The 19,271-nt window shown below is 46.3% G+C and carries 14 protein-coding genes; 3 read left to right on the top strand and 11 right to left on the bottom strand.

Going from position 1 to position 19,271, the window contains the following annotated elements; translation table 11 throughout:
• Positions 1-78 precede the first annotated feature (78 nt).
• The 6 genes from BGP75_RS17810 to BGP75_RS17785 all read right to left on the bottom strand — a co-directional run bounded on the left by BGP75_RS17810 (position 79) and on the right by BGP75_RS17785 (position 8,198).
• Positions 79-4,560 (bottom strand): SdiA-regulated domain-containing protein, encoded by a 4,482-nt coding sequence (locus BGP75_RS17810; protein ID WP_076720223.1) that lies wholly within the window; start codon positions 4,558-4,560, stop codon positions 79-81.
• 313 nt (positions 4,561-4,873) lie between these two features.
• Positions 4,874-5,197 (bottom strand): DUF3301 domain-containing protein, encoded by a 324-nt coding sequence (locus BGP75_RS17805; protein WP_076720222.1) that lies wholly within the window; start codon positions 5,195-5,197, stop codon positions 4,874-4,876.
• Between the two features lie 107 nt (positions 5,198-5,304).
• Entirely contained in the window at positions 5,305-5,847 is a 543-nt protein-coding gene (locus tag BGP75_RS17800) for a DUF2058 domain-containing protein (protein WP_076720221.1), read from the bottom strand.
• A gap of 178 nt (positions 5,848-6,025) precedes the next feature.
• Positions 6,026-6,343 carry a pyrimidine/purine nucleoside phosphorylase gene (locus BGP75_RS17795; RefSeq protein WP_076720220.1) on the bottom strand — a complete coding sequence of 106 codons (318 nt, stop codon included), beginning with the start codon at positions 6,341-6,343 and terminating at the stop codon, positions 6,026-6,028.
• Between the two features lie 287 nt (positions 6,344-6,630).
• Positions 6,631-7,074, bottom strand: a complete 444-nt coding sequence (locus BGP75_RS17790) for a hypothetical protein (RefSeq protein ID WP_233152972.1) — start codon at positions 7,072-7,074, stop codon at positions 6,631-6,633.
• A gap of 134 nt (positions 7,075-7,208) precedes the next feature.
• Complete coding sequence (locus BGP75_RS17785; protein WP_076720218.1) at positions 7,209-8,198, bottom strand: hypothetical protein; 990 nt, start codon at positions 8,196-8,198, stop codon at positions 7,209-7,211.
• 188 nt (positions 8,199-8,386) lie between these two features.
• On the opposite strand from BGP75_RS17785, the gene BGP75_RS17780 reads away from it, so the two are divergent.
• Together BGP75_RS17780 and BGP75_RS17775 are read left to right on the top strand one after the other, a co-directional pair.
• Positions 8,387-8,845 (top strand): Lrp/AsnC family transcriptional regulator, encoded by a 459-nt coding sequence (locus BGP75_RS17780; protein WP_076720217.1) that lies wholly within the window; start codon positions 8,387-8,389, stop codon positions 8,843-8,845.
• Between the two features lie 165 nt (positions 8,846-9,010).
• Positions 9,011-9,295 carry a DUF6482 family protein gene (locus BGP75_RS17775; protein WP_076720216.1) on the top strand — a complete coding sequence of 95 codons (285 nt, stop codon included), beginning with the start codon at positions 9,011-9,013 and terminating at the stop codon, positions 9,293-9,295.
• Between the two features lie 113 nt (positions 9,296-9,408).
• Here the strand turns inward: BGP75_RS17775 and BGP75_RS17770 are convergent, their stop codons facing one another.
• From BGP75_RS17770 to BGP75_RS17750, 5 genes are all read right to left on the bottom strand, one after another.
• Positions 9,409-10,914 (bottom strand): SpoVR family protein, encoded by a 1,506-nt coding sequence (locus tag BGP75_RS17770; protein ID WP_076720215.1) that lies wholly within the window; start codon positions 10,912-10,914, stop codon positions 9,409-9,411.
• 133 nt (positions 10,915-11,047) lie between these two features.
• Positions 11,048-12,325: a YeaH/YhbH family protein gene (locus BGP75_RS17765; protein WP_076720214.1), complete on the bottom strand. Its 1,278-nt coding sequence runs from the start codon at positions 12,323-12,325 to the stop codon at positions 11,048-11,050.
• A 48-nt stretch (positions 12,326-12,373) separates the two neighbouring features.
• Positions 12,374-14,296: a PrkA family serine protein kinase gene (locus tag BGP75_RS17760; protein ID WP_076720213.1), complete on the bottom strand. Its 1,923-nt coding sequence runs from the start codon at positions 14,294-14,296 to the stop codon at positions 12,374-12,376.
• Between the two features lie 402 nt (positions 14,297-14,698).
• Positions 14,699-15,832, bottom strand: a complete 1,134-nt coding sequence (locus BGP75_RS17755; RefSeq protein ID WP_076720212.1) for a carboxylate-amine ligase — start codon at positions 15,830-15,832, stop codon at positions 14,699-14,701.
• A gap of 149 nt (positions 15,833-15,981) precedes the next feature.
• Positions 15,982-16,812, bottom strand: a complete 831-nt coding sequence (locus BGP75_RS17750; RefSeq protein ID WP_076720211.1) for an N-formylglutamate amidohydrolase — start codon at positions 16,810-16,812, stop codon at positions 15,982-15,984.
• Between the two features lie 468 nt (positions 16,813-17,280).
• On the opposite strand from BGP75_RS17750, the gene BGP75_RS17745 reads away from it, so the two are divergent.
• The gene (locus BGP75_RS17745) at positions 17,281-19,215 is read left to right on the top strand and encodes a methyl-accepting chemotaxis protein (protein ID WP_076720210.1); all 1,935 of its coding nucleotides are present in this window, start codon (positions 17,281-17,283) and stop codon (positions 19,213-19,215) included.
• Positions 19,216-19,271: the final 56 nt, after the last annotated feature.

The raw sequence follows: 19,271 nt of genomic DNA, 5'->3' as shown, positions 1-19,271 counted from the left end.
AATTGATCAGTGGCCGAATACTCACAGGCCACATATTGCTGTGGCCTGCTTGCAGATTCGTTTTTTAACCTGCTTGTATCAGGGAGCCTGATACTGATAGATCACATAATGGTTGTCTTCACTGACCAGTATCAGCTTTGAATAATCTCGGCTAAAGGTCATACCTTCAAATTGACTACCCTGAGCATTATTGAGAAAGTCCTCGTCGATGCTTAAGGTATTCAATACCTGGCCAGAGAGTGATACTTCAATGATTTTTTCACTGACATCGCTCATCAGCAGCAAGCTGTTATTGGTGGTATTAAAATAGCAACTGGATATGTCGTTTATCAGAGGTCTCAATGTTTCCGCGTCGAAAGGCGAAGTGACTGTCAGCTGTGAATCCTGGTAACTGATGTCCTGATCGGTTGCAGGGCGCTGGAACTGATAGATAACCATGGGAGAAGGAGCGACCTGTCCTTCTACACAGACATAAAAAGTATCGTTTGCAGCGTCATAGGCTACACCTTCTCCTCCATTGTTTTTCTTCAGAGGGAGATCCGCGTAGGTAATCCGTTGAAAGTCCCCGTATCTCAGACTTGCACCGGGATCGATGGTACCGAGAAACAGCCGTCCGTATTCATCAACAACTGCGTATTCATGCTGACCATTTTTTTCACCGATGAACAGGAGATCTTCATGGTCGTTGCCATTATAGCCATTGTTCATCTGGCTGATAAAGTTCATGTCGCCGTCAAACAGGTTCATGTATTTGTCGCCATTGTGAATGGTAATAAACTGGTCCAGCTCGGAGTTATAGGTAATACCAGAGAGATCACCGTTAGAAGTAAGGAGCGAAACCTCTGTGATTTTATGGTATTGATCAAGGGGGTACGGTCCCTGAACGTCGCTGTCCGGTGTTGCCTGGTAGTATCCGCAGTTTTCCGCAGAGCATTCGGTACCCAGATATTCCCAGATATAGGATGATAGTGTCAGGGGATCCTTATTATTGAGCCCGGTCTTCTCAGTTTGGCAGCCATAAGATGCTTGGCGCTGGGTAAGTTCCTGTTCTGTTTCATCACAACCGGCAAACCCACGAGCACCATACAGAGTTTGCTCTGGACCTGTTGATCCATCATCATTCACCGTTGCTCCATTAAAGCGATAATTTCTGAAGTGTCGTTGAATCAAGGTTTCCTGAGGAAACGGCCACATGTAAACATCAGCATCACTCTCGAATGCGCTATCACCGTAGAAGGTACCTGACTTGCCTATAAAATTGAGCACCTCAGCCCCCAGACGAGTCCCGTTTTGTCCCATATGGAGTAGAGGGGAGTTGTCCGGTAGTTTCAGGAAGGTTTCGAATTCAGGATCAATGGATGATTCATTGTTCGAGTAAACGTCTCCTGCACCATTGGCACTGGTTTGTCCCAAAAATCCGAAGATGTTGTTGTGATCAAGTCCAAGCTCCTGGCCTGCGCGAGTGTTTCTCAACAGATCACCTTGGTACATCAGCGAGCCATTCCTGTAACCCAGGTTGTGTAAAATAGAGTTGTTGATATAGCTGCTTCGATTCCGACTGTAGAGAAAATAGCTGCTATCGTAGAAATTTATTTCGCCCAGGGTAATGTTGTTACTTATAGAAGGCCCCGGTGCGGACAGCACTGGGATATGATTACCAACGCCGTGACGGTACTTGGCGGGCTCAAGGTCCCAGCCGATAACATCCCGCCAGATAGCAGGCTTGTTATTATCCTGAGAGTCAGCCCAGGTGGCCATAAGTCCCAGATCGGTATTCAGTCCAATACTTCGTTCGAAAACGATATTCTCCGGGTAGTTGCCGCAATTGGTGGCAGGAATACCGTAAATATTGGCCAGATTTTTAGTATCGGTCCAGAAACGTCTGGCATTTCCATCAACGACGATATTGTTTTGGAAGCGCATGTTCTTCGAACAGTATGCTACCAGTCCTCCCAGGGGCTCATTCCCATGATATTCATCAATGCGGGCGACGATGCGCCGGGCGATTGATTCCGAGGCACGGTAGAATTGCAGTTTATAACGTCCGCGACCCCAAAGATAAAGGCCTTCAGCGAGGACGTATTGGCTTCTTGAAATGTAAACGTTAGCGCTCATTGCACCTGTGCTGCGGCCTGCATCTACCACGCCCATATCGACCAGCTTGACATGGTCAACATTATCGAGGCGAATACCGGCGCCATCAGAGTTTTTCGCAACCATGCCCTTAAGCGCTATATAGGAGCGTTGTTCATAGCTGTCAGCGGAAGATACATGTCCCCAGTCGGGATGAGTGCTTTTGCCGACTAAGTGGAATGGGCGATGTTTTGCCGTCCCTTCCGAATCAAAGATAACCTTGCCAGGGTCTTCGGCAATCACGGTGGTGAAGTTTGCTGGAGTCCCAGCCGGAGGTCCTACCCGTTTACGATTACCAAAGTCGCCCATCCGGTTGGCGTCGCCTTTGTAAACGCCATTACGAACAATCAAAGTATCCCCGGAGTTCATGACTGCCAGAGCACTGGTCAGGTCTTTCAGTTCCTCGTTGGCGCCCATATAAAGGGTTTGCCCGCTGCCTACGGTCAGAACCCAGGTTTCGATATTGAATCCTTTGTCATTAGCAGCCAGAACGCCGATATGGAAGCTTTCTCCAGGCAGCTCTTCTGGTATCTGCCAGGTGACTTTACCTGTGTGTGGGTCGACAGTCAGGTCGTCAGGACCGTAGGCTTTGCGCCATTGGACTTCAGAGCCATTCGATATAATCTCAGGAGTATAACTGTATGTAGTTCCTTGCAGGACCGTAAAGTTACCCTGGTCTGGAATCGAACGGATTTGCGGTGCTTCTGGATTATTCGGCAGAATATTGGCAATGGATACACTTTCCGGATTAGTCGTTGCCGAGACCGGTTCTGTCAAAGTAGACAGGTTGTCCGACTGATCAAAGCTCGCAAGTTGATATTGATAGGAGCTGTCAGGCAGCAGGCTATTATCTGTGAACTCCAGTTCCTGCACCGTTGCCAGCCATGAACCGTCACGGTAGATATGATAACCGGCAATAGATTCACTGTTGGAAGCCTGCCAGCTCAATTTGATACTGCTTGCGCTCAGTACACTGGCATTTAGATCTGTTGGTGGAAGGAGTGCCAGATCCGCTGAAGTGGGATCGGTTCCATTGGTAAATTCCTCCAGATTGCTTACCCCATCATTATCTGAGTCCAGGTCGCTGTCTGGGTGGGATGGGTCCAGGCCATAAAGTGTTTCGTAACTGTCTGGAAGGCCATCCTGGTCTGTATCGTACTGATAGTCAGGATTATCCGGGAATGCATCGAGATCATCGGATACACCGTCATTGTCGGAATCAATATCTCCGGGATTGCCGTTGCCGCTTGTCGTTTCAATCTCAAGCCAGTCAAAATCCCAGTTGCCGCTTCTGGCATACAGAGACAGGTAGCCATTACTGGCTGCGGTATCTAATTCTGGCACCGCCATCGAATACACTTCTTCCCCATCGCGCAGGACAGATAGCGTTTGTTGGCCGAAAACAAGGCTTAACTCGTGCCAATTACCGGGTCCCGACAGCAAACCCTGGCCCTTACCCGAGTAATAGAGGTTTTTGTAACCGGACTGGGAGAGTTTGAAGAATTTACTCTCGGTGCCGGTTAGCGTCAGAGTGTAGCTATCTTCAACGGTATTGCCCTGGGCGTCTGTGAAGACATGGATGTATAGATTTGCATACTCAGGAGTTCCGTCACTGGGTTTTACTTTAAAGCGGACAGTGGAGTTTGGTCTTTGAGCGTTTTCCAGTTTAGTGACAATCCGGTTGGAATTGCTGGAAAGTGTCAGTACACCATTACTTAGAGACTGGGGGCCGCCATTCCACAAAGCCAAGTCTGAAAATTCTTCCCGCCAGGTTGTTGTCGGTGCTGAGTTGTCACCATCCGTCTCGCCTGTGTTGTTCCCGGTCTGACTGGCTTCCAGCCAGTCAAGGTCCCATTGGGCGCCCTTAGGATCAATAGACAGGTACTGTTTACTGGGGTCAATACTCTGTGATGGTAACTCTAACGTTAAAACCTCAACATCATCTCGAATAACCCTTAATTGGCTATCAATAATTTCCATTTCTATCTGATGCCAGTTACCGGGTCCGGACAGCAATCCACCGTTACTGCCGGAGTAATAGAGCGTTTCGTACCCCGCGCGGGATACTTTGAAGTACTTGTTCTGAGCGCCGGTCAGGGCCAGTGTATAGCTATCACTGTTTAGTTGTCCCTCGGCGTCGGTAAACAGATGAATTTTAAGATTGGCGTATCCGGGTGTTCCGTCTGCGGGCTTTACCCTGAAGCTGACATGGCCCTGGCCTTCACTCAGGTGCGATGATTTGCCGACGATCGGTCCCAACTGGCTGTTTAGGGTTAGAATGCCGTTGTTGGTGGTGTGATTTTCTCCCGTCCAGGCTTCGAGGGTGTTGAAATCATCCCGCCAAGTCTGAGTGGACGCCATGGCGTCTTGATAGATTGCCAGCCAAGAGGATAACAGCAGGAAAAAACGGAATAGGTGCGTGTTCATTTCCACTCCTTGGTCGCTGAATTTCACCAAATGACTTAACGTGCATTGGTCGGTTGCTATTCGACAATTGCCTACAGCAGACAGCTTGATTACCAGATGATAGATGAGAGGGGAAAAGTTAGTGGAAAAATGGACAACTGGCAACCGGTATGAAGAATATTTCTGCTCTATTTTGGGGTATTTTGACGGAGATCAGCGTTAAAACGCTTGTTTACGAAGCACGTTTTTACATGTTACCGGATCAAAGAGTAACCCTGTCAAGTGCTTACTGAGGCTTCCATGAGTGTCATTCGTCAGCCCCCTTTTCTCTGACCTAGCTTTCAAATCTGTGCGTCTGGAGATCAATGGTTTCAACATTCAGTCCAAGTAAGACTATTTGACCCTGGTAGCGGTCGTCTCCGGTTGAAGAAAACTCAAAGTTATAAGATCGCCAAAGGCGTGTGCGGCCACGGCTATCTCTTTTGAGCCAGAAACCTCTTAATGCAATGCTGTCATCCAGTAGCTGTAGCTCTAGTTTCCGGCAATGCCTGCGCGTGGTGTTCAAGGCCAGTTCCTTGGCTCCTTTCGCATTCCACCAGTACCACATGCAGGCATAGGCAACCAACAGCCACAATAAATCACTAATCTCAAATGTCACAGCGCAAGTATTCCTGTCTGCATTATTTAATCCTGTCGATCAATTCCGGCTTCTTGGATGTGATTCTTTAATGCAGTAACAATGCTTTTATTCGCTACCATACAGGTTTACCACATCAGATCATCAGGAATCTTATAGTCGGCATAAGGATCATCCTCATCATCTTGTTGTTGCTGCGGTTCGTTATATTGAATGATCACAGCCTCATCACGAAGACGGATCTTGTCGGCAACTTTGGTGGGGATAAGCTCGTAACGATCATCCAGTGTCGCTATAGCCAATTGTCCTCGGCTTAGCTGTTCCACCAGCTCTTCCGTGATGTAGATGCGTTTTATTTTGCGTTGATCAGTAAAATTGTAGGCAACCTCGCCGTCCCTGTTCTTCAGACGATTCATTTCGATCAATTGTCGAATCTGTGCCTGAACAGCTTTTTGCTCTGCTTCTTGTTGCTGCTTACGGTTAAGCTCCCGATCCCGTTCTGCTTTTTCTGCTTTTGCCTGTTGAGCCCTGAGTTTGGCTTCGTCAGCCTCAGTCGGTGCCACTTTACCTTTTTGACTGCGTTGTTTGTGCTTATTTTTTTTAGATGCCTGAACTTTTTTCTTATCGACCAGCCCGGCCTTCATTAACTGGTCGTGGAGTGAATTACTCATGATTCTGTTCTCGTACAAGACAGTGACTGTTTATTTGAGCTGATACTAAAGTCACTAATCAATAAACCAGCAGGTCGGAACTGACTAAGATGCTGCTGGTTATAGTCGTTGAGCAAATGATAACGGTGATTATAGTTTCTTATCGATATCAGTCCGGTATATTATTACCCAACAGATGTCAGTCTGTTAGATAAGAGCAGCAGTAGTCGGTAATAGATTTAATCCGAATACCGAATTTTGAGCGCGCTGGCACTTCAAACGATTCGCCGCCGGAAACCTTCTGCCAGTCTGTTGAGCCTGGGAGTAGAATCTCCAGGTCCCCGGCCAATATTTCCATGAGTTCTTTTTCCTCTGTGCCAAATTCGTATTCGCCAGGCTGCATAATGCCAAGTGTTTTTTTACTGCCGTCTGGGAATATTACTGCACGGCTGGTGACATTCCCATCAAAGTAAACATTGGCTTTTTTAACGATACTGACATTGTTAAATTGTGACATTAGAAATTCCTGAACCTAAAAATTGACCCTGTTAATACTGGATAATCTACCCTTGACGGCGTTTAGAAAGCATATCTTCAGCATGTGGTTTTTTGACGATAATGACGCAGTGTTATTGGTGTAGTCCAGTCGTCCTAGCATACCTTATGAAGGAGGCTGCGTCTTTATGAAGGGGCGGCGTCTTTGGTGATAATTGCTTTGGTAGAAATCATTGTTCTTGGCAGTTGTTCTGCGGAGATAGATTGAATTTTCCGTAGAGTAGAGCCTTTATACCTGCAGGAGAGTCTCTATATAAAGGTCCAGCCCCGGACTCCTGCGATTGCACCAGCAACAGCGACCAAGCTGATAAACAACAGCACATAATGCATACGATGGAGTAAAAGAAAACTTCGCTGACTATTCAATTGGGCTTGTTGATGAAACCAGCGATGCAGGACAAGTGGTTCAAGTACAAATAGGACCAGGGTAAATATTGCCCAGATCAAGGTCATCATATGAATCCACCAGAACCCTTCTTGTTGATACCGATTCCAGGCGTCCATTGCATCGAGCATATAAAAGCCAGAAAGGCCCGTGATTAGTGTGACTAGTTTCGCTTGTGTGCCAAAGCGCCCCTCCAGGCTCTCGAACAGATCCATGCGTTGTTGTTTCGAGGGGAGTTGGCGAAGAGCAGGTATCAGGACAGTAGTAACGAACGCAACACCGCCTATCCAGAGTACTACACCCACCACGTGAAGAACCCGAGCAATTATAAGTGAGTGGTAACTGTCCAATGTCTTCTCTCAATCAGGAGATTTCTAAAGAGCCGACATTAACGGATTTTTGCAATCAGGGCTAACCCTGAAATCAATTTTTGAATAAATCGTCAGTTTCCTGCTTTTTGGCACGGTCGTATCAGGTAGCGTTGATGAAACTGCTCGCTTTTGCTGTCCATCCAGCGAGTGAGCACTGCAACAACCAGTAACGAAAAAAACAGTCTCATCCAAAGAACTCCCGAAATATGTGCTCCCAGCAACATAACCAAGAGCGTGTCTTCGATGAGGCTATGACAAAGGCCGAGGAATGCCATGGCAGCAAACACGTCTCTCTTGGATATCTGTCCCGCTTTGGCTTCTTTGATCAACAGTCCTCCGCCGAAAGACAGTCCCAGAGTGACGCCAACGATGGATATTGTTGTTGCCTCAGAACCAATTCCCAACATTCGTAGCAACGGTTGTAATAGCCATGCCATCAATTTTTCAATGCCCAGCAGTTTTAATAATTTGAGGCCAGTGAGCAAAGCAATAATGACCAGCTGGATCACCAGCAAACTTTTTATCTGATGAACGGTCCAGGCTAAAAACGTATCTTCAACAATTTCTGGTTGCCATAACAGCTCATTGGGTTGCTGTAGCCAGCCTCCCTGGCTATAAATCAGATTAAGTAACCACGCAAAGACCAGACCTCCGCCTATTCGTAATAGCAGCGTTGCCCTCATTCTGACTCCGGCAATCTGGGCAATGCGTGCTTCGATTGGTAAACCATGTGCCATTAACAGCAAGCCTCCGAGAACAGTAACCTGAGCGACAGAGAGGCTTTCCTGATGTGATTGGGTAAAGAACACCAGCATACCTGCATAGATGTTGGTTGCCATCGTAGTGGCCCAGACGAGAGCAGTACTGTCGGGCAGACCAACCATAGCCATCAGTGGTCCAAGCAAGCTGGCAAACCATTCAATTCCCCCCATTTCTTCCAATAGTTTGATAATCAGAATAACAGGGATCATTAGTTTGAATAATGTATAGGAAACATCGTGTATCTCAGAATATAACTCTTGAAAGAATGCTTTCACTACCGGCACGGAAAAGGCGTTCATCTATGGATACTCACCGTCAAAACTCTGTATTCATAACCAAGACCTGGTCTTTGGAAGGTCTATTGTAGAGTAAGTTTATAGACAGAGTATTCTTTATCTTTCGTGTTTATATTGTCTTGATTCTTTATTTTTTATAAAAAGAAACTAATATTTCTTAAAACCATGCTTAAACAAAAGAATTGAAAATTATGGAACTGGACCGTATTGACCGCCATATTCTTAATCTGCTGCAACGGGATAACCGGATAACCAATGCTCATCTGGCTGAGCAAGTGGGATTGTCACCTCCGGCCTGCCTGCAGCGTGTGCGGAGGCTGAGATCTTCGAAGCTGATTCGAGCTGATGTTTTATTGTTGGAGCCTGCGTTGGTCGGGCAGATGTTGACGATGATCGTTGAGGTTGAACTCGAACGGGATAGACCGGACCTATATGAACGGTTTGCCAGCAGTGTTCATCAGGCCAATGAAGTAACTCAGTGTTATCGGGTGACTGGTGAGGTTGATGTTGTGTTGGTGGTGTCTGTTGCTGATTTACAGGCTTTTGAGGCATTCGTACAACGGGTGCTTTATGCTGAACCGAATATGCGAAAGTTTCGTACGCTGATTTCTTTGAAACGAGAGAAATTTGAGACTGCAATCGAGTTATAAAAAGACTTTTTGATCAGGGGCGGCTTTGTTCAGGATAACTTCGGCTGAACTGTTGTCTAATGGGTTCCACACAGGGCAAGTAGCGTTGAGCCGGAACTCCCGCATCATAAAAGAATCTGCAGCTTTAGCTGTATTCTGTGGTGAATTCAGGTTCAGGAGGTAGAGATGAAATACAGTGATCTGACCCTTGAGAACCTGCGAGGGCATGTTGAAGCCATAAACGTTCTGTCTAATGAAGGTGATATTTATACTGCTCAAGCCGTTATTCAGGGTATCGGTTATACCATTGAATCGCGTGTTACAGGTCTGCCAATAATCTTTCACAGCTTTGTCGAAGCAAAGCGTGAGTTCAGACAGTTAGGTGAGCTGCCTATTACTCTGGAATCAGGAGCCGTGCATGACGAAATGGTCGGCGAAGATGATCCTAATTCGGTCGCTAAAGGCCATTAAGTATCGTCCCGCTGTTCCCGGGTATAAGCGTTGTAGAGGGTGAGCGTTATTGACGATGGGCATTACAGGCCACATTGCCGGGGAAGACATTCCGGCAATGTGGCTGTGAGGTATTAGCTTTCTCTTTGAGGGCAATGGAAGGTTTTGACTACTTCGTCTCCACGTACGGATTCCAAATGAACATCGAATCCCCAGAGTCTATGCAGGTGCTTAAGCAGTTCATCTGCACTGTCTGCTAAAGGTCGATTATTGTGGCGATAGTGTCTTAACGTCAACGACCTGTCGCCTCTCACATCAACATTGTATATCTGGATATTCGGCTCTCTGGAGCCCAGGTTGTATTGTTCAGATAAGTCCGTTCTCAGCTGTCGATACCCGCCCTCATCATGGATATTGGACACGATCAGATTGTTTTGCTTTTCATCGTCGGTGATGCTGAACAGTTTTAGTTCTCTCATTAAGCGTGGTGACAGAAACTGCTGAATAAAACTCTCATCCTTATAATTTCGCATTGCCTCCTGCATGGTGTCCAACCAGTTAGAGCCAGCGATGTCTGAAAACCACTCTTTGTCTTCGTTAGTCGGGTCTTCACAGATTCGACGTAGATCCTGCATCATGTGGTAGCCCAGAGTATAGGGGTTTATACCACTGAAGTAAGGGCTGTCAAAGGGAGGTTGGTAGACAACGCTGGAGTGAGAGTGCAGAAACTCCATCATAAAACCGTCGGTGACCAATCCCTTGTCATACAAGCTGTGCAGCAATGTGTAGTGCCAGAAACAGGCCCAGCCTTCATTCATAACCTGGGTCTGTTTTTGAGGATAAAAATACTGGGCCGTCTTGCGGGCAATACGAATGACTTCCCGTTGCCATGGCTCAAGTAAAGGGGCATTTTTTTCCAGGAAGTAGAGGATATTTTCCTCAGGTTCAGGAGGAAAGCGCGGTGCATTACTCTTCCCATCCGCGTCCACTTCGTCTTTTTTGGGGATTGTATCCCAGAGTTGATTAACCTGTTGCTGAAGTATTTCGCTTCGGTCTTGCTGACGCTTTTTTTCCTCTTCAGCAGAAATTGGTTGGGGTCTTTTGTAGCGGTTCACACCGTAGTTCTGTAAGGCGTGACAGGAGTCGAGTAATTGCTCAACTTCTTCTATTCCGTATTGTTCTTCGCACCGGGTAATATAGTGTTTGGCAAAAACCAGATAGTCAATAATAGCAGTGGCGTTGGTCCAGGTTCGGAATAGATAGTTACCTTTGAAAAAGGAGTTGTGTCCATAGCAGGCATGTGCGATCACCAAGGCCTGCATAGTCATAGTGTTCTCCTCCATCAAATAAGAAATGCAGGGAGAAGAATTAATGACAATTTCGTAAGCGAGCCCCATCCGACCGCGTTGGTAATTTTGCTGAGTTTGAACGAATTGCTTACCAAATGACCAGTGGTTGTAATTAAGTGGCATACCCACGGATGCGTAAGCGTCCATCATCTGTTCAGAAGTGATTACTTCGATTTGATTTGGATAGGTATCAAGTTCAAAGCGCTCTGCTTCCTGAGAAATTGCCGAATCGTAGGCTTCAAGGAGCTCAAATGTCCATTCAGAACCTGTCGATATGGGCTTTTTTTTCATAGTTGTACCCCTAAGTTCAACCAATGAGGCTGGTAAATCAGCCGACACAACCAGTAATAAGCATGACTAAAACAATGATATTTATTGTTGTTAGTAAGGCTTCGCAAGTGACGTCTTGTCAAAGGATACGCTGTTAATCGTCCCCTCGTTTGGAAAATAGCTCTCTAAACACCGGGTAAATATCGCCACTACGTTCAATTTTTTGCATTGCAAAAGTTTCTGGGTAGGTATTTCGAACCTTCTCATACTCAAACCAAAGATTCTGATGCTCACCAGTAGTGATTTCCACATAGGAAAAATACTGAACCTTGGGTAAGACTTTTTTCATCAGCAATTCTCGGCAACTGTCTGAATCCCCGTCCCAGTTATCACCGTCAGAAGCCTGAGCAACATAAATATTCCAGTCTGCTGGTGGGTAGCGTTCTTCAATGACGTCAGATGTCAGTGCAATGGCACTGGAAACAATGGTTCCTCCTGTTTCTCTGGAGTAAAAAAACTCTTCCTCATCAACTTCCTTCGCTTGTGTGTGATGGCGAATGAAGACAACATCTATTTGTTTATAGGCCCTTTGTAAGAACATGTATAACAACAAGAAAAAGCGTTTTGCCATGTCCTTTATCGCTTGAGTCATTGATCCGGAAACATCCATGACACAAAACATAACGGCTTTTGAGCTAGGTACCGGGGTTTTGATCAGATTGTTATATTTAAGGTCGAATGTATCCAGGAAGGGTAGCTTACTGACCTTTGCCCGCAATACGACCAATCTCTGCTCGATCTCTGAAAGGCGTTGATCATCTCTATCGTTTTCAGGTTTCTCCATCAGGGCTTTTTGTTCTTTCTCTAAAGCCTTTATCTCCCGACGGGTTCCGCCGGACAATGCAATGCGACGAGCGTGAGCACTGCGAAGTGAACGGACGATGTTGATTCTTTCAGGGTTTCCTTCATTACTGAAACCAGCCTGGACAAACTTGAAGTCGCCGCTGTCCTGAAGCTTCTTCTTCACCATATGAGGCAGCTCCAGGTTTTCGAACAGGAATTCCAAAAATTCATCACGATTGATCTGAAAGCTGAATTCGTCTTCACCTTCACCTGAATCACTTGCCTTCCCCTGGCCGCCGCCAGCTCCACCACCGCTGGGGCGTTGCAGTTCATCTCCAACAACAAATTCCTTGTTTCCCGGGAAAACTCGATGATTAACGCCACCAGAGCCGTGATGGAAGATGGGCTCAGAGATATCTTTGCTTGGTATTGTTACTTCGCTACCGCTCTCAAGATCAGTGATGCTGCGAGACTTAATCGCATCAGTCACTGACTGCTTGATATGCTTTCGGTAGCGTTTTAGAAAGCGCTGCCGATTCACGGAACTCTTGTTCTTTCCGTTTAAGCGACGATCAATAATGTAGCTCATTTCGAGCCTCCTCCACTGATAGGGACACTTTCTCTACCATCGGCCTCCCTACTGGGATTTGCGAACGCGGATATACCACTCAGAAAGCAGTCTGACCTGCTTCTCAGTGTATCCCCGTTTGATCATCCGCTTAACAAACTCAGCATGCTTGCTTTGGTCCTCTGAAGAGGCCTTGGCATTAAATGAAATAACCGGCAGAAGATCTTCCGTGTTGGAGAACATCTTCTTCTCGATAACGGTTCTCATTTTTTCGTAGCTTAACCAAGCTGGATTTTTTCCTTTGTTGCTGGCTCTAGCGCGTAGGACAAAGTTAACGATTTCATGGCGAAAATCTTTTGGATTGCTGATTCCTGCTGGTTTCTCTATCTTTTCTAATTCCTCGTTAATGGCGGATCGATCCAATATGTCTCCTGTCTCAGGGTCGCGATATTCCTGATCCTGAATCCAGAAGTCAGCGTAGGTCACATATCTATCGAAGATATTCTGTCCATACTCAGAGTAAGATTCCAGATAGGCTGTCTGGATTTCCTTACCGAGGAATTCAATATACTTCGGTGCTAAGAATTCCTTGATAAAGCGTATATATTTTTCCTGTACCTCTTGGGCGAACTGCTGCTGTTCAACTTCTTTTTCCAGTACATAAAGCAGGTGTACTGGGTTGGCTGCAATTTCTGAGGGATCGAAGTTGAATACTTTGGAAAGGATTTTAAAGGCGAATCGAGTCGATAGCCCATCCATGCCTTCATTCACACCGGCATTATCTGCATATTCCTGAAGTGATTTAGCCTTGGGGTCGGTATCTTTAAGGTTTTCACCATCGTACACCCGCATCTTCGAATAGATACTGGAGTTCTCTGGCTCTATCAGACGAGACAGAATGCTGAACTGAGCCAGCATCCTCAAGGTGTCTGGTGCACAAGGTGCCTCACTCAGTGAACTGTTCTCCAGCAATTTCTCATAGATATGTATCTCTTCTGAAACGCGAGAGCAGTATGGAACCTTGACGATATAAACCCGGTCAATGAAAGCCTCGTTAGTCTTATTGTTCTTGAATGTCTGCCACTCCGATTCATTGGAGTGGGCCAGAATAATTCCTTCGAAGGGGATTGAGCCCATTCCCTCGGTGCTGTTGTAGTTACCCTCCTGAGTAGCTGTCAGTAATGGATGGAGTACTTTTATTGGAGCTTTGAACATTTCCACAAATTCCATGATGCCCTGGTTGGCCTTACAAAGTCCCCCTGAGAAGCTGTAAGCATCTGGATCATGCTGGGCATATTCTTCCAGCATTCGAATATCTACTTTACCGACTAAGCTGGAGATATCCTGGTTGTTTTCGTCACCTGGTTCTGTTTTTGATACGGCGATTTGATCGAGTACCGAAGGGTAGAGCTTTACGACACGGAACTTTGACAGGTCTCCTTTATATTCGTGAAGCCTTTTTACTGCCCAAGGGGACATCATGCCTTTTAAATAACGCTTGGGAATGCCGTACTCTTCTTTAAGAATGTCGCCGTCTTCCTCCGGATTAAACAGGCAAAGAGGAGACTCGTTAATAGGCGAACCTTTGATGGCATAGAAGGGGATGCGTTCCATTAACCACTTAAGTCGTTCAGCCAGAGATGACTTTCCTCCTCCTACCGGTCCCAGTAAGTAGAGAATCTGTTTCTTTTCTTCTAATCCCTGTGCAGCATGTTTGAAATAGGAAACGATTTGCTCAATAGCTTCCTCCATGCCATAGAATTCACTGAAGGAAGGGTAACGCTTGATCAACTTGTTTGAAAATATCCTGCTTAGACGCGGGTCTCGGGCGGTATCGACAAACTCTGGCTCACCAATAGCGTCGAGCATTCGCTCGGCTGCAGAGGCATACACCGATTGATCTTTTTTACACAGGTCCAGATATTCCTGCAGGCTTAGTTCTTCCTGTTCTATGGCTGAATATCTCGATTTATAATTGCTGAATATACTCATATTTTTTCACCTTCCGCTCAGTCTGATCACGCTGAATTCAAGAGGTCTATATTTTGATCACCACTCTCTTTGAAAGGGTTCCGTATTAAGTGTAGTTGACGATTTCTTAAGTAAATCCGTCACTTAAGAAAACAGAGCTGCTTTCTACAGTTGGACAGCGCCCTGTGGCCGATGGTTACTGGTTTTACTGGTTTTACAATCTTTTTACAGTGCTGATTTCAACACAGAAGTTATATCTGCTCATGGCCAGCGCGGGAAATGGCTTATCGCTTGAAAGTTATTGATTTCTTAGTGTTGCCAAGTATTTATAGTGATGATGTTTATAGGTATACAGGCTGTGTGGGTATATGCGGAAGGTGTCTGTGAGGAGATTGATTGTGTCAGCAGATAAGCCATTCGGACTTATACATTTATTGTTTCATCAATCAGCCAGTCTACGACCTTCTGCAATGCGTCTTCATGGCTATGGCCCGCATTTGTTGCCTGTTGATAGATCGCGCGTTGTTTATCGGCACTCGTGCCTGTTGTCAGTATTTTGCGTGCATGGGACACTTCTTTACTGCAACCCAGCTCCAGCGCGGCCTGATTTATGAGCTGAAGCCATTCCTCCAGAAGCTCGCTGAAAGCCGCTTTTTCCTGGCTGCCAAAATCGATAAGCCCTTCGCTGATACCATATCGCTGTGCACGCCAGCGATTTTCATGGATCAGCATAGGGGCATATTGACGCCAACGTTGGTTGTTAAGGCGCAGGTTAGCAAGCATCCTCATGGTCGAAACATAGAGTGCGGCAATGGATATGGCGTCATCAAGCCTTGTGCAGACATCAGTAATACGCATCTCTAGTGTAGGAAAATTGTTGGAAGGGCGGATATCCCACCAAAGCATCGAGGCATCCTTGATCAAACCTGTTTTAACCAGAACATCTACATGCCGCTGATATTCCGCAAAACTGTTAAATCGATCAGGTAAGCCAGTCCTGGGCAGCTCATTAAATACTGATAACCGATAAGAATTCAGTCCCGTGTCATCTCCTCCCCAAAAGGGTGAAGAGGTGCTCAGAGCCAAGAGATGGGGAAGAAAGTAGATGGCCTGGTTCATCAGGTCGATTCGCTGATCATCATCAGGTATACCGACATGGACATGCATTCCGCAGGTTAGTAAGCGACGGACGACTCCCTGCAGATCTTCCGCAAGTAAGTCGTATCGATCAAGTCGAGTATGTTGCTGATTCGCCCAGTGTGCGAATGGGTGACTGGAAGCGGCGATTAAGCCCAATCCAAATCCCGCTGCTACCTCGGCTACACTGCTGCGAAGGTGCGACAGTTGTTGACGGGCTTCCTGAAGGCTCTCACAGACAGGGGTTCCTACCTCAATCTGTGCTCGCAAGAACTCATGAGTTACCATATCAGGGAGTATTTTTGAGCAGCGCTGAAACAATGCTTCAGGTGGATCAGCCGCTAATTGACGCGAGGTTAAATCAACCAGTAGATATTCTTCTTCAATACCAATGGTAAATCCGGGGGATGTATCTGCCATCGCGATGACCTCAGTCCTAAATATCTGTATTACTGTATTACTGTATTACTGCGATTCCATTTGCCTATTGCTGATCTAAATAGTCTCTGGCATTAATATAAACGGGACTTATTTGCAGATCCCCTGAATCATTATTTGATATCGGCTGCTTACAGCTGATCATCCACCAGATCAAAGTATTTAACACAGTGTATATCTTCAGAATCTAAAGCTTTTTTAAGGCCTTCCGCAAGTTTCTCTCCCCACCATAAGCAATCAGCATGATCTTTTAGCAGATCTTGGCGTATTTCGATTGCACAGTTGGGAAAACCGTGAGCGTGGCCATGTCGATCAATAGTGTAGGCGACTTCCCGAGCGGAATAGGGCTCATTGTCACCGATTAACAAATGGTCGTGCTGGCGCAGGTGTTTCATCAGCGGTTTGGCGATCCTGGGGTCTGCATTCCATAGTATTCCTGCATGCCAGGGTCTTGGTTTGCGGCAGCCTTTCATCGCCGGTGTAAAGGTATGAATTGAAAACAACATGGGGGCCGGTGAATAGTTTTGTAGAGCCTGCATCTGCTGCTCAATCGCCCGATGGTAAGGTTCCATAATTTCGCTTATTCGCTGTTGTTTCTGTAGCGAATTCAGATCCTGGTTAGCGGGAATAATGTAGCTGTCACTGATTTCAGGAATCATTGAGGGATCATTATCGGCCGGATTTCGATTAACATCGATCAGCAGGCGGGAGTAATTAGCCAGCACAGCACGGCAATTTAACTGTTGAGTAATGATTGCCGCCAGGTCGGCGGAGCCAATATCCCAGGCTACATGCTCCTGTAGAGTTTGATCGTCCAGGCCCAGATTGCTTAAGTGTTTGGGTACATGATTGGAGGCATGGTCACAAACCAGCAACAAGGGGGTTGTCCCGGTTTCATTCAGGACCCGAAAAGGGAGAGGGTCGTTTGTCGTCAATAATTTTTTGGGTATATCCTGGTTCATTACTCAGTCAAATTTGCAGATTTACGCTAATAAGTCCTTTATGCCGGGTTGTCACAGTTATCATCTAAGTCGGTATAAAGAGGGTTAATTCTGTTGAGCACCATTCAGAGAATAGGTTATGTCTGTCGATGTTGCTTGTCATGAGACTGTAAACTTTCCAGTGGGGTGGCGGCAACTATGCTGTGAGCGAATGTTTATCAGCGAGCATTTCGCTGTCAGGCTGGCGGTTCATTATTCACATTGTACTCAGTAAGATATATTTTTATGATCAATATTTAATAATATTGTCAATAAAAATTTACATCTGGGGTATGATATTTGCTGCCTTATTTTTCGAATAATTGACGAAGAGACTGATCGGAAACCACGGTTCTTTGTTCGCTTGATAGTTTGGCATTAAGCCGTTGTGCTTTTTACAGCCGACAGGCCTGTCGATGAGTAGTCTCCATAGCCCTAGGAAAAACAAAAATGACTAATTTCCTGAGTCGATTCAACAGCCGTCTTTTGCGGCCTGTTTTGATTTCTGTGTTGATCATCAGTGGATTACAGGTGTTCACCGCTCTCTGGGTGACGCGAGACAGCGTTGCTACATTAGTAACCAGTGTGGTTTCGACTCTTAATGAAGGAGGGCAGAATTTAGCTACTCGCCTCGATGCGACCGGAAAGGAGGTGAGTGGTGCGATAAAACGACTATCAATCGGTGCTGGAACTGCACTGAACCTGTCTTTGAATCAACAGCTGGCAGCAGAACAGAAGACGGTCCGTGAGCTGCTGGTCGATTCTGCTCATCAGAGTGCCCATGCTATGGCGGAGATGATGGCTTTAGCTTCTCCGGGTGCTATTTGGGATAAGGATTCTCCGGCACTGACTCGATTGATTAGGGATCTGCATAGAAACTCTCAGGTAGTCTTTGCTGCTTATTATGACGCTGAAGGCAAGTTACTGACCCGCTTTGTCGATCGTAAGGATGAGCAAGTCAAAGCATTGCTTAAACAAGGCAAGGGTAAGGGGTCCTTCAATAAGCTTAAAGATGCCACTAAAAATAACCCGGAATTCTATGTCTTTGAAACTGATATTAATCCCAAGGGAGCTGTTATTGGCAGGTTCTTGTTAGGGGTTTCCGACAAGGCCGCGATTGATGCGGCTGAAGCTCTGGATATTCGCTTTGAGAAATTGATTTCGGCCACAGGGTTGCAGGTCCAGTCTGCGATCAGTCAGGAAGCAGATAAAGCAGCAAAGGCGCTGCAACAGTCCCTGGTGGATACCGCCGAACTTAATCAGAGTACTGGTGCCACGACAAAAACTGCTATTGACCGGGCCTCATCAGAACTGATCTCAAATCTTACCATCGCTTTGGTATTACTAGGTGCGATTCTGGTGTTGTCCCTGGTGATTGTTATGGCAGGTAGAATCGTCAGTAAATTAGTCGCATTGACGGCTGAGTTAGGTGAGCTGGCTGCCGGGGAAGGGGATTTAACGCGGCGGATTGATATCAAAAGCAATGATGAGATAGGTGATATGGCTGCGGCTATCAATCAATTCATCGATAAAACTCACGGTATTGTCCGTCAGGCAAATAGCGCCGCAGATGATACCGATGTCCATATTCAGGCGATGAACCAGGCGGCAGAACAGACACAGTCTGCTGTCGAGAGACAGCATCAGCAGGTTGGCCAGGTTTCTGATGCAATGGCTGAGATGGTTGATTCAATTCAACAGGTTGCAGAGCGAATACAGGAAAACCTGGCTAATGTTGATCAGATTCGTCAGGCGAGTAATGAGGCCAGTATTATTTCCACCTCCGTCAAAGATTCTATTGAAACCCTGGCTGATGAAGTACGTCAGGCGACCGAGGTTGTCAGTGGCGTGGCCAGCTACAGTGAGCAGATTGAAAAGGTATTGGATATCATCAAAGGAATTGCTGAACAGACTAACCTGCTGGCCTTAAATGCAGCAATTGAAGCGGCACGAGCGGGCGAATCAGGGCGAGGCTTCGCGGTAGTGGCTGATGAGGTTCGTGCACTGGCCAGTAAAACGCAGTTATCCACCGAAGATATTCAGCGGCAGATAGATGAGTTGCAAAATCAGTCCAGAGAGGCTGTCAAAGTAATTACCAACGCATCAGGTCATGCAGAAACCGGGATTGAGGGGATTGCCCGATCCGATCAGCATTTACAGAGCGTGACGGCGTCTGTTGAGCGACTCTTTGATTTTACCAACGATATTGCGGCTATGGCCGAGCAGCAGTCTCAAGTATCGAATGGTGTTAATAAGAGCATTGAGCACATCAGTAAAGATGCTGAACTGGCATCTCATTCTGTACAGGACAGCACTCAAGAAAGTCGCGCGCTAGCTGCAACAGCTGAGTCGCTCAAGTCGACCCTGGCTCAGTTCAAAATCTGATCGACGGTTTTTTGACCAGTATCGGTTAGTACTGCCGAGAACAAAAAAAGCCCCGG

Origin of the sequence: Motiliproteus sp. MSK22-1, from assembly GCF_001968815.1 — a bacterium.
Taxonomy (GTDB): domain Bacteria; phylum Pseudomonadota; class Gammaproteobacteria; order Pseudomonadales; family Balneatricaceae; genus Motiliproteus.
This window is presented reverse-complemented; position numbering and strand designations above follow the sequence as displayed.

Coding starts and splice junctions, on each gene's coding strand:
- BGP75_RS17750 (WP_076720211.1), bottom strand. CDS start 16,812: ATGAACCAGGATATACCCAAAAAATTATTGACGACAAACGACCCTCTC.
- BGP75_RS17795 (WP_076720220.1), bottom strand. CDS start 6,343: ATGTCACAATTTAACAATGTCAGTATCGTTAAAAAAGCCAATGTTTAC.
- BGP75_RS17800 (WP_076720221.1), bottom strand. CDS start 5,847: ATGAGTAATTCACTCCACGACCAGTTAATGAAGGCCGGGCTGGTCGAT.
- BGP75_RS17760 (WP_076720213.1), bottom strand. CDS start 14,296: ATGAGTATATTCAGCAATTATAAATCGAGATATTCAGCCATAGAACAG.
- BGP75_RS17755 (WP_076720212.1), bottom strand. CDS start 15,832: ATGGCAGATACATCCCCCGGATTTACCATTGGTATTGAAGAAGAATAT.
- BGP75_RS17765 (WP_076720214.1), bottom strand. CDS start 12,325: ATGAGCTACATTATTGATCGTCGCTTAAACGGAAAGAACAAGAGTTCC.
- BGP75_RS17770 (WP_076720215.1), bottom strand. CDS start 10,914: ATGAAAAAAAAGCCCATATCGACAGGTTCTGAATGGACATTTGAGCTC.
- BGP75_RS17775 (WP_076720216.1), top strand. CDS start 9,011: ATGAAATACAGTGATCTGACCCTTGAGAACCTGCGAGGGCATGTTGAA.
- BGP75_RS17785 (WP_076720218.1), bottom strand. CDS start 8,198: ATGAACGCCTTTTCCGTGCCGGTAGTGAAAGCATTCTTTCAAGAGTTA.
- BGP75_RS17745 (WP_076720210.1), top strand. CDS start 17,281: ATGACTAATTTCCTGAGTCGATTCAACAGCCGTCTTTTGCGGCCTGTT.
- BGP75_RS17780 (WP_076720217.1), top strand. CDS start 8,387: ATGGAACTGGACCGTATTGACCGCCATATTCTTAATCTGCTGCAACGG.
- BGP75_RS17810 (WP_076720223.1), bottom strand. CDS start 4,560: ATGAACACGCACCTATTCCGTTTTTTCCTGCTGTTATCCTCTTGGCTG.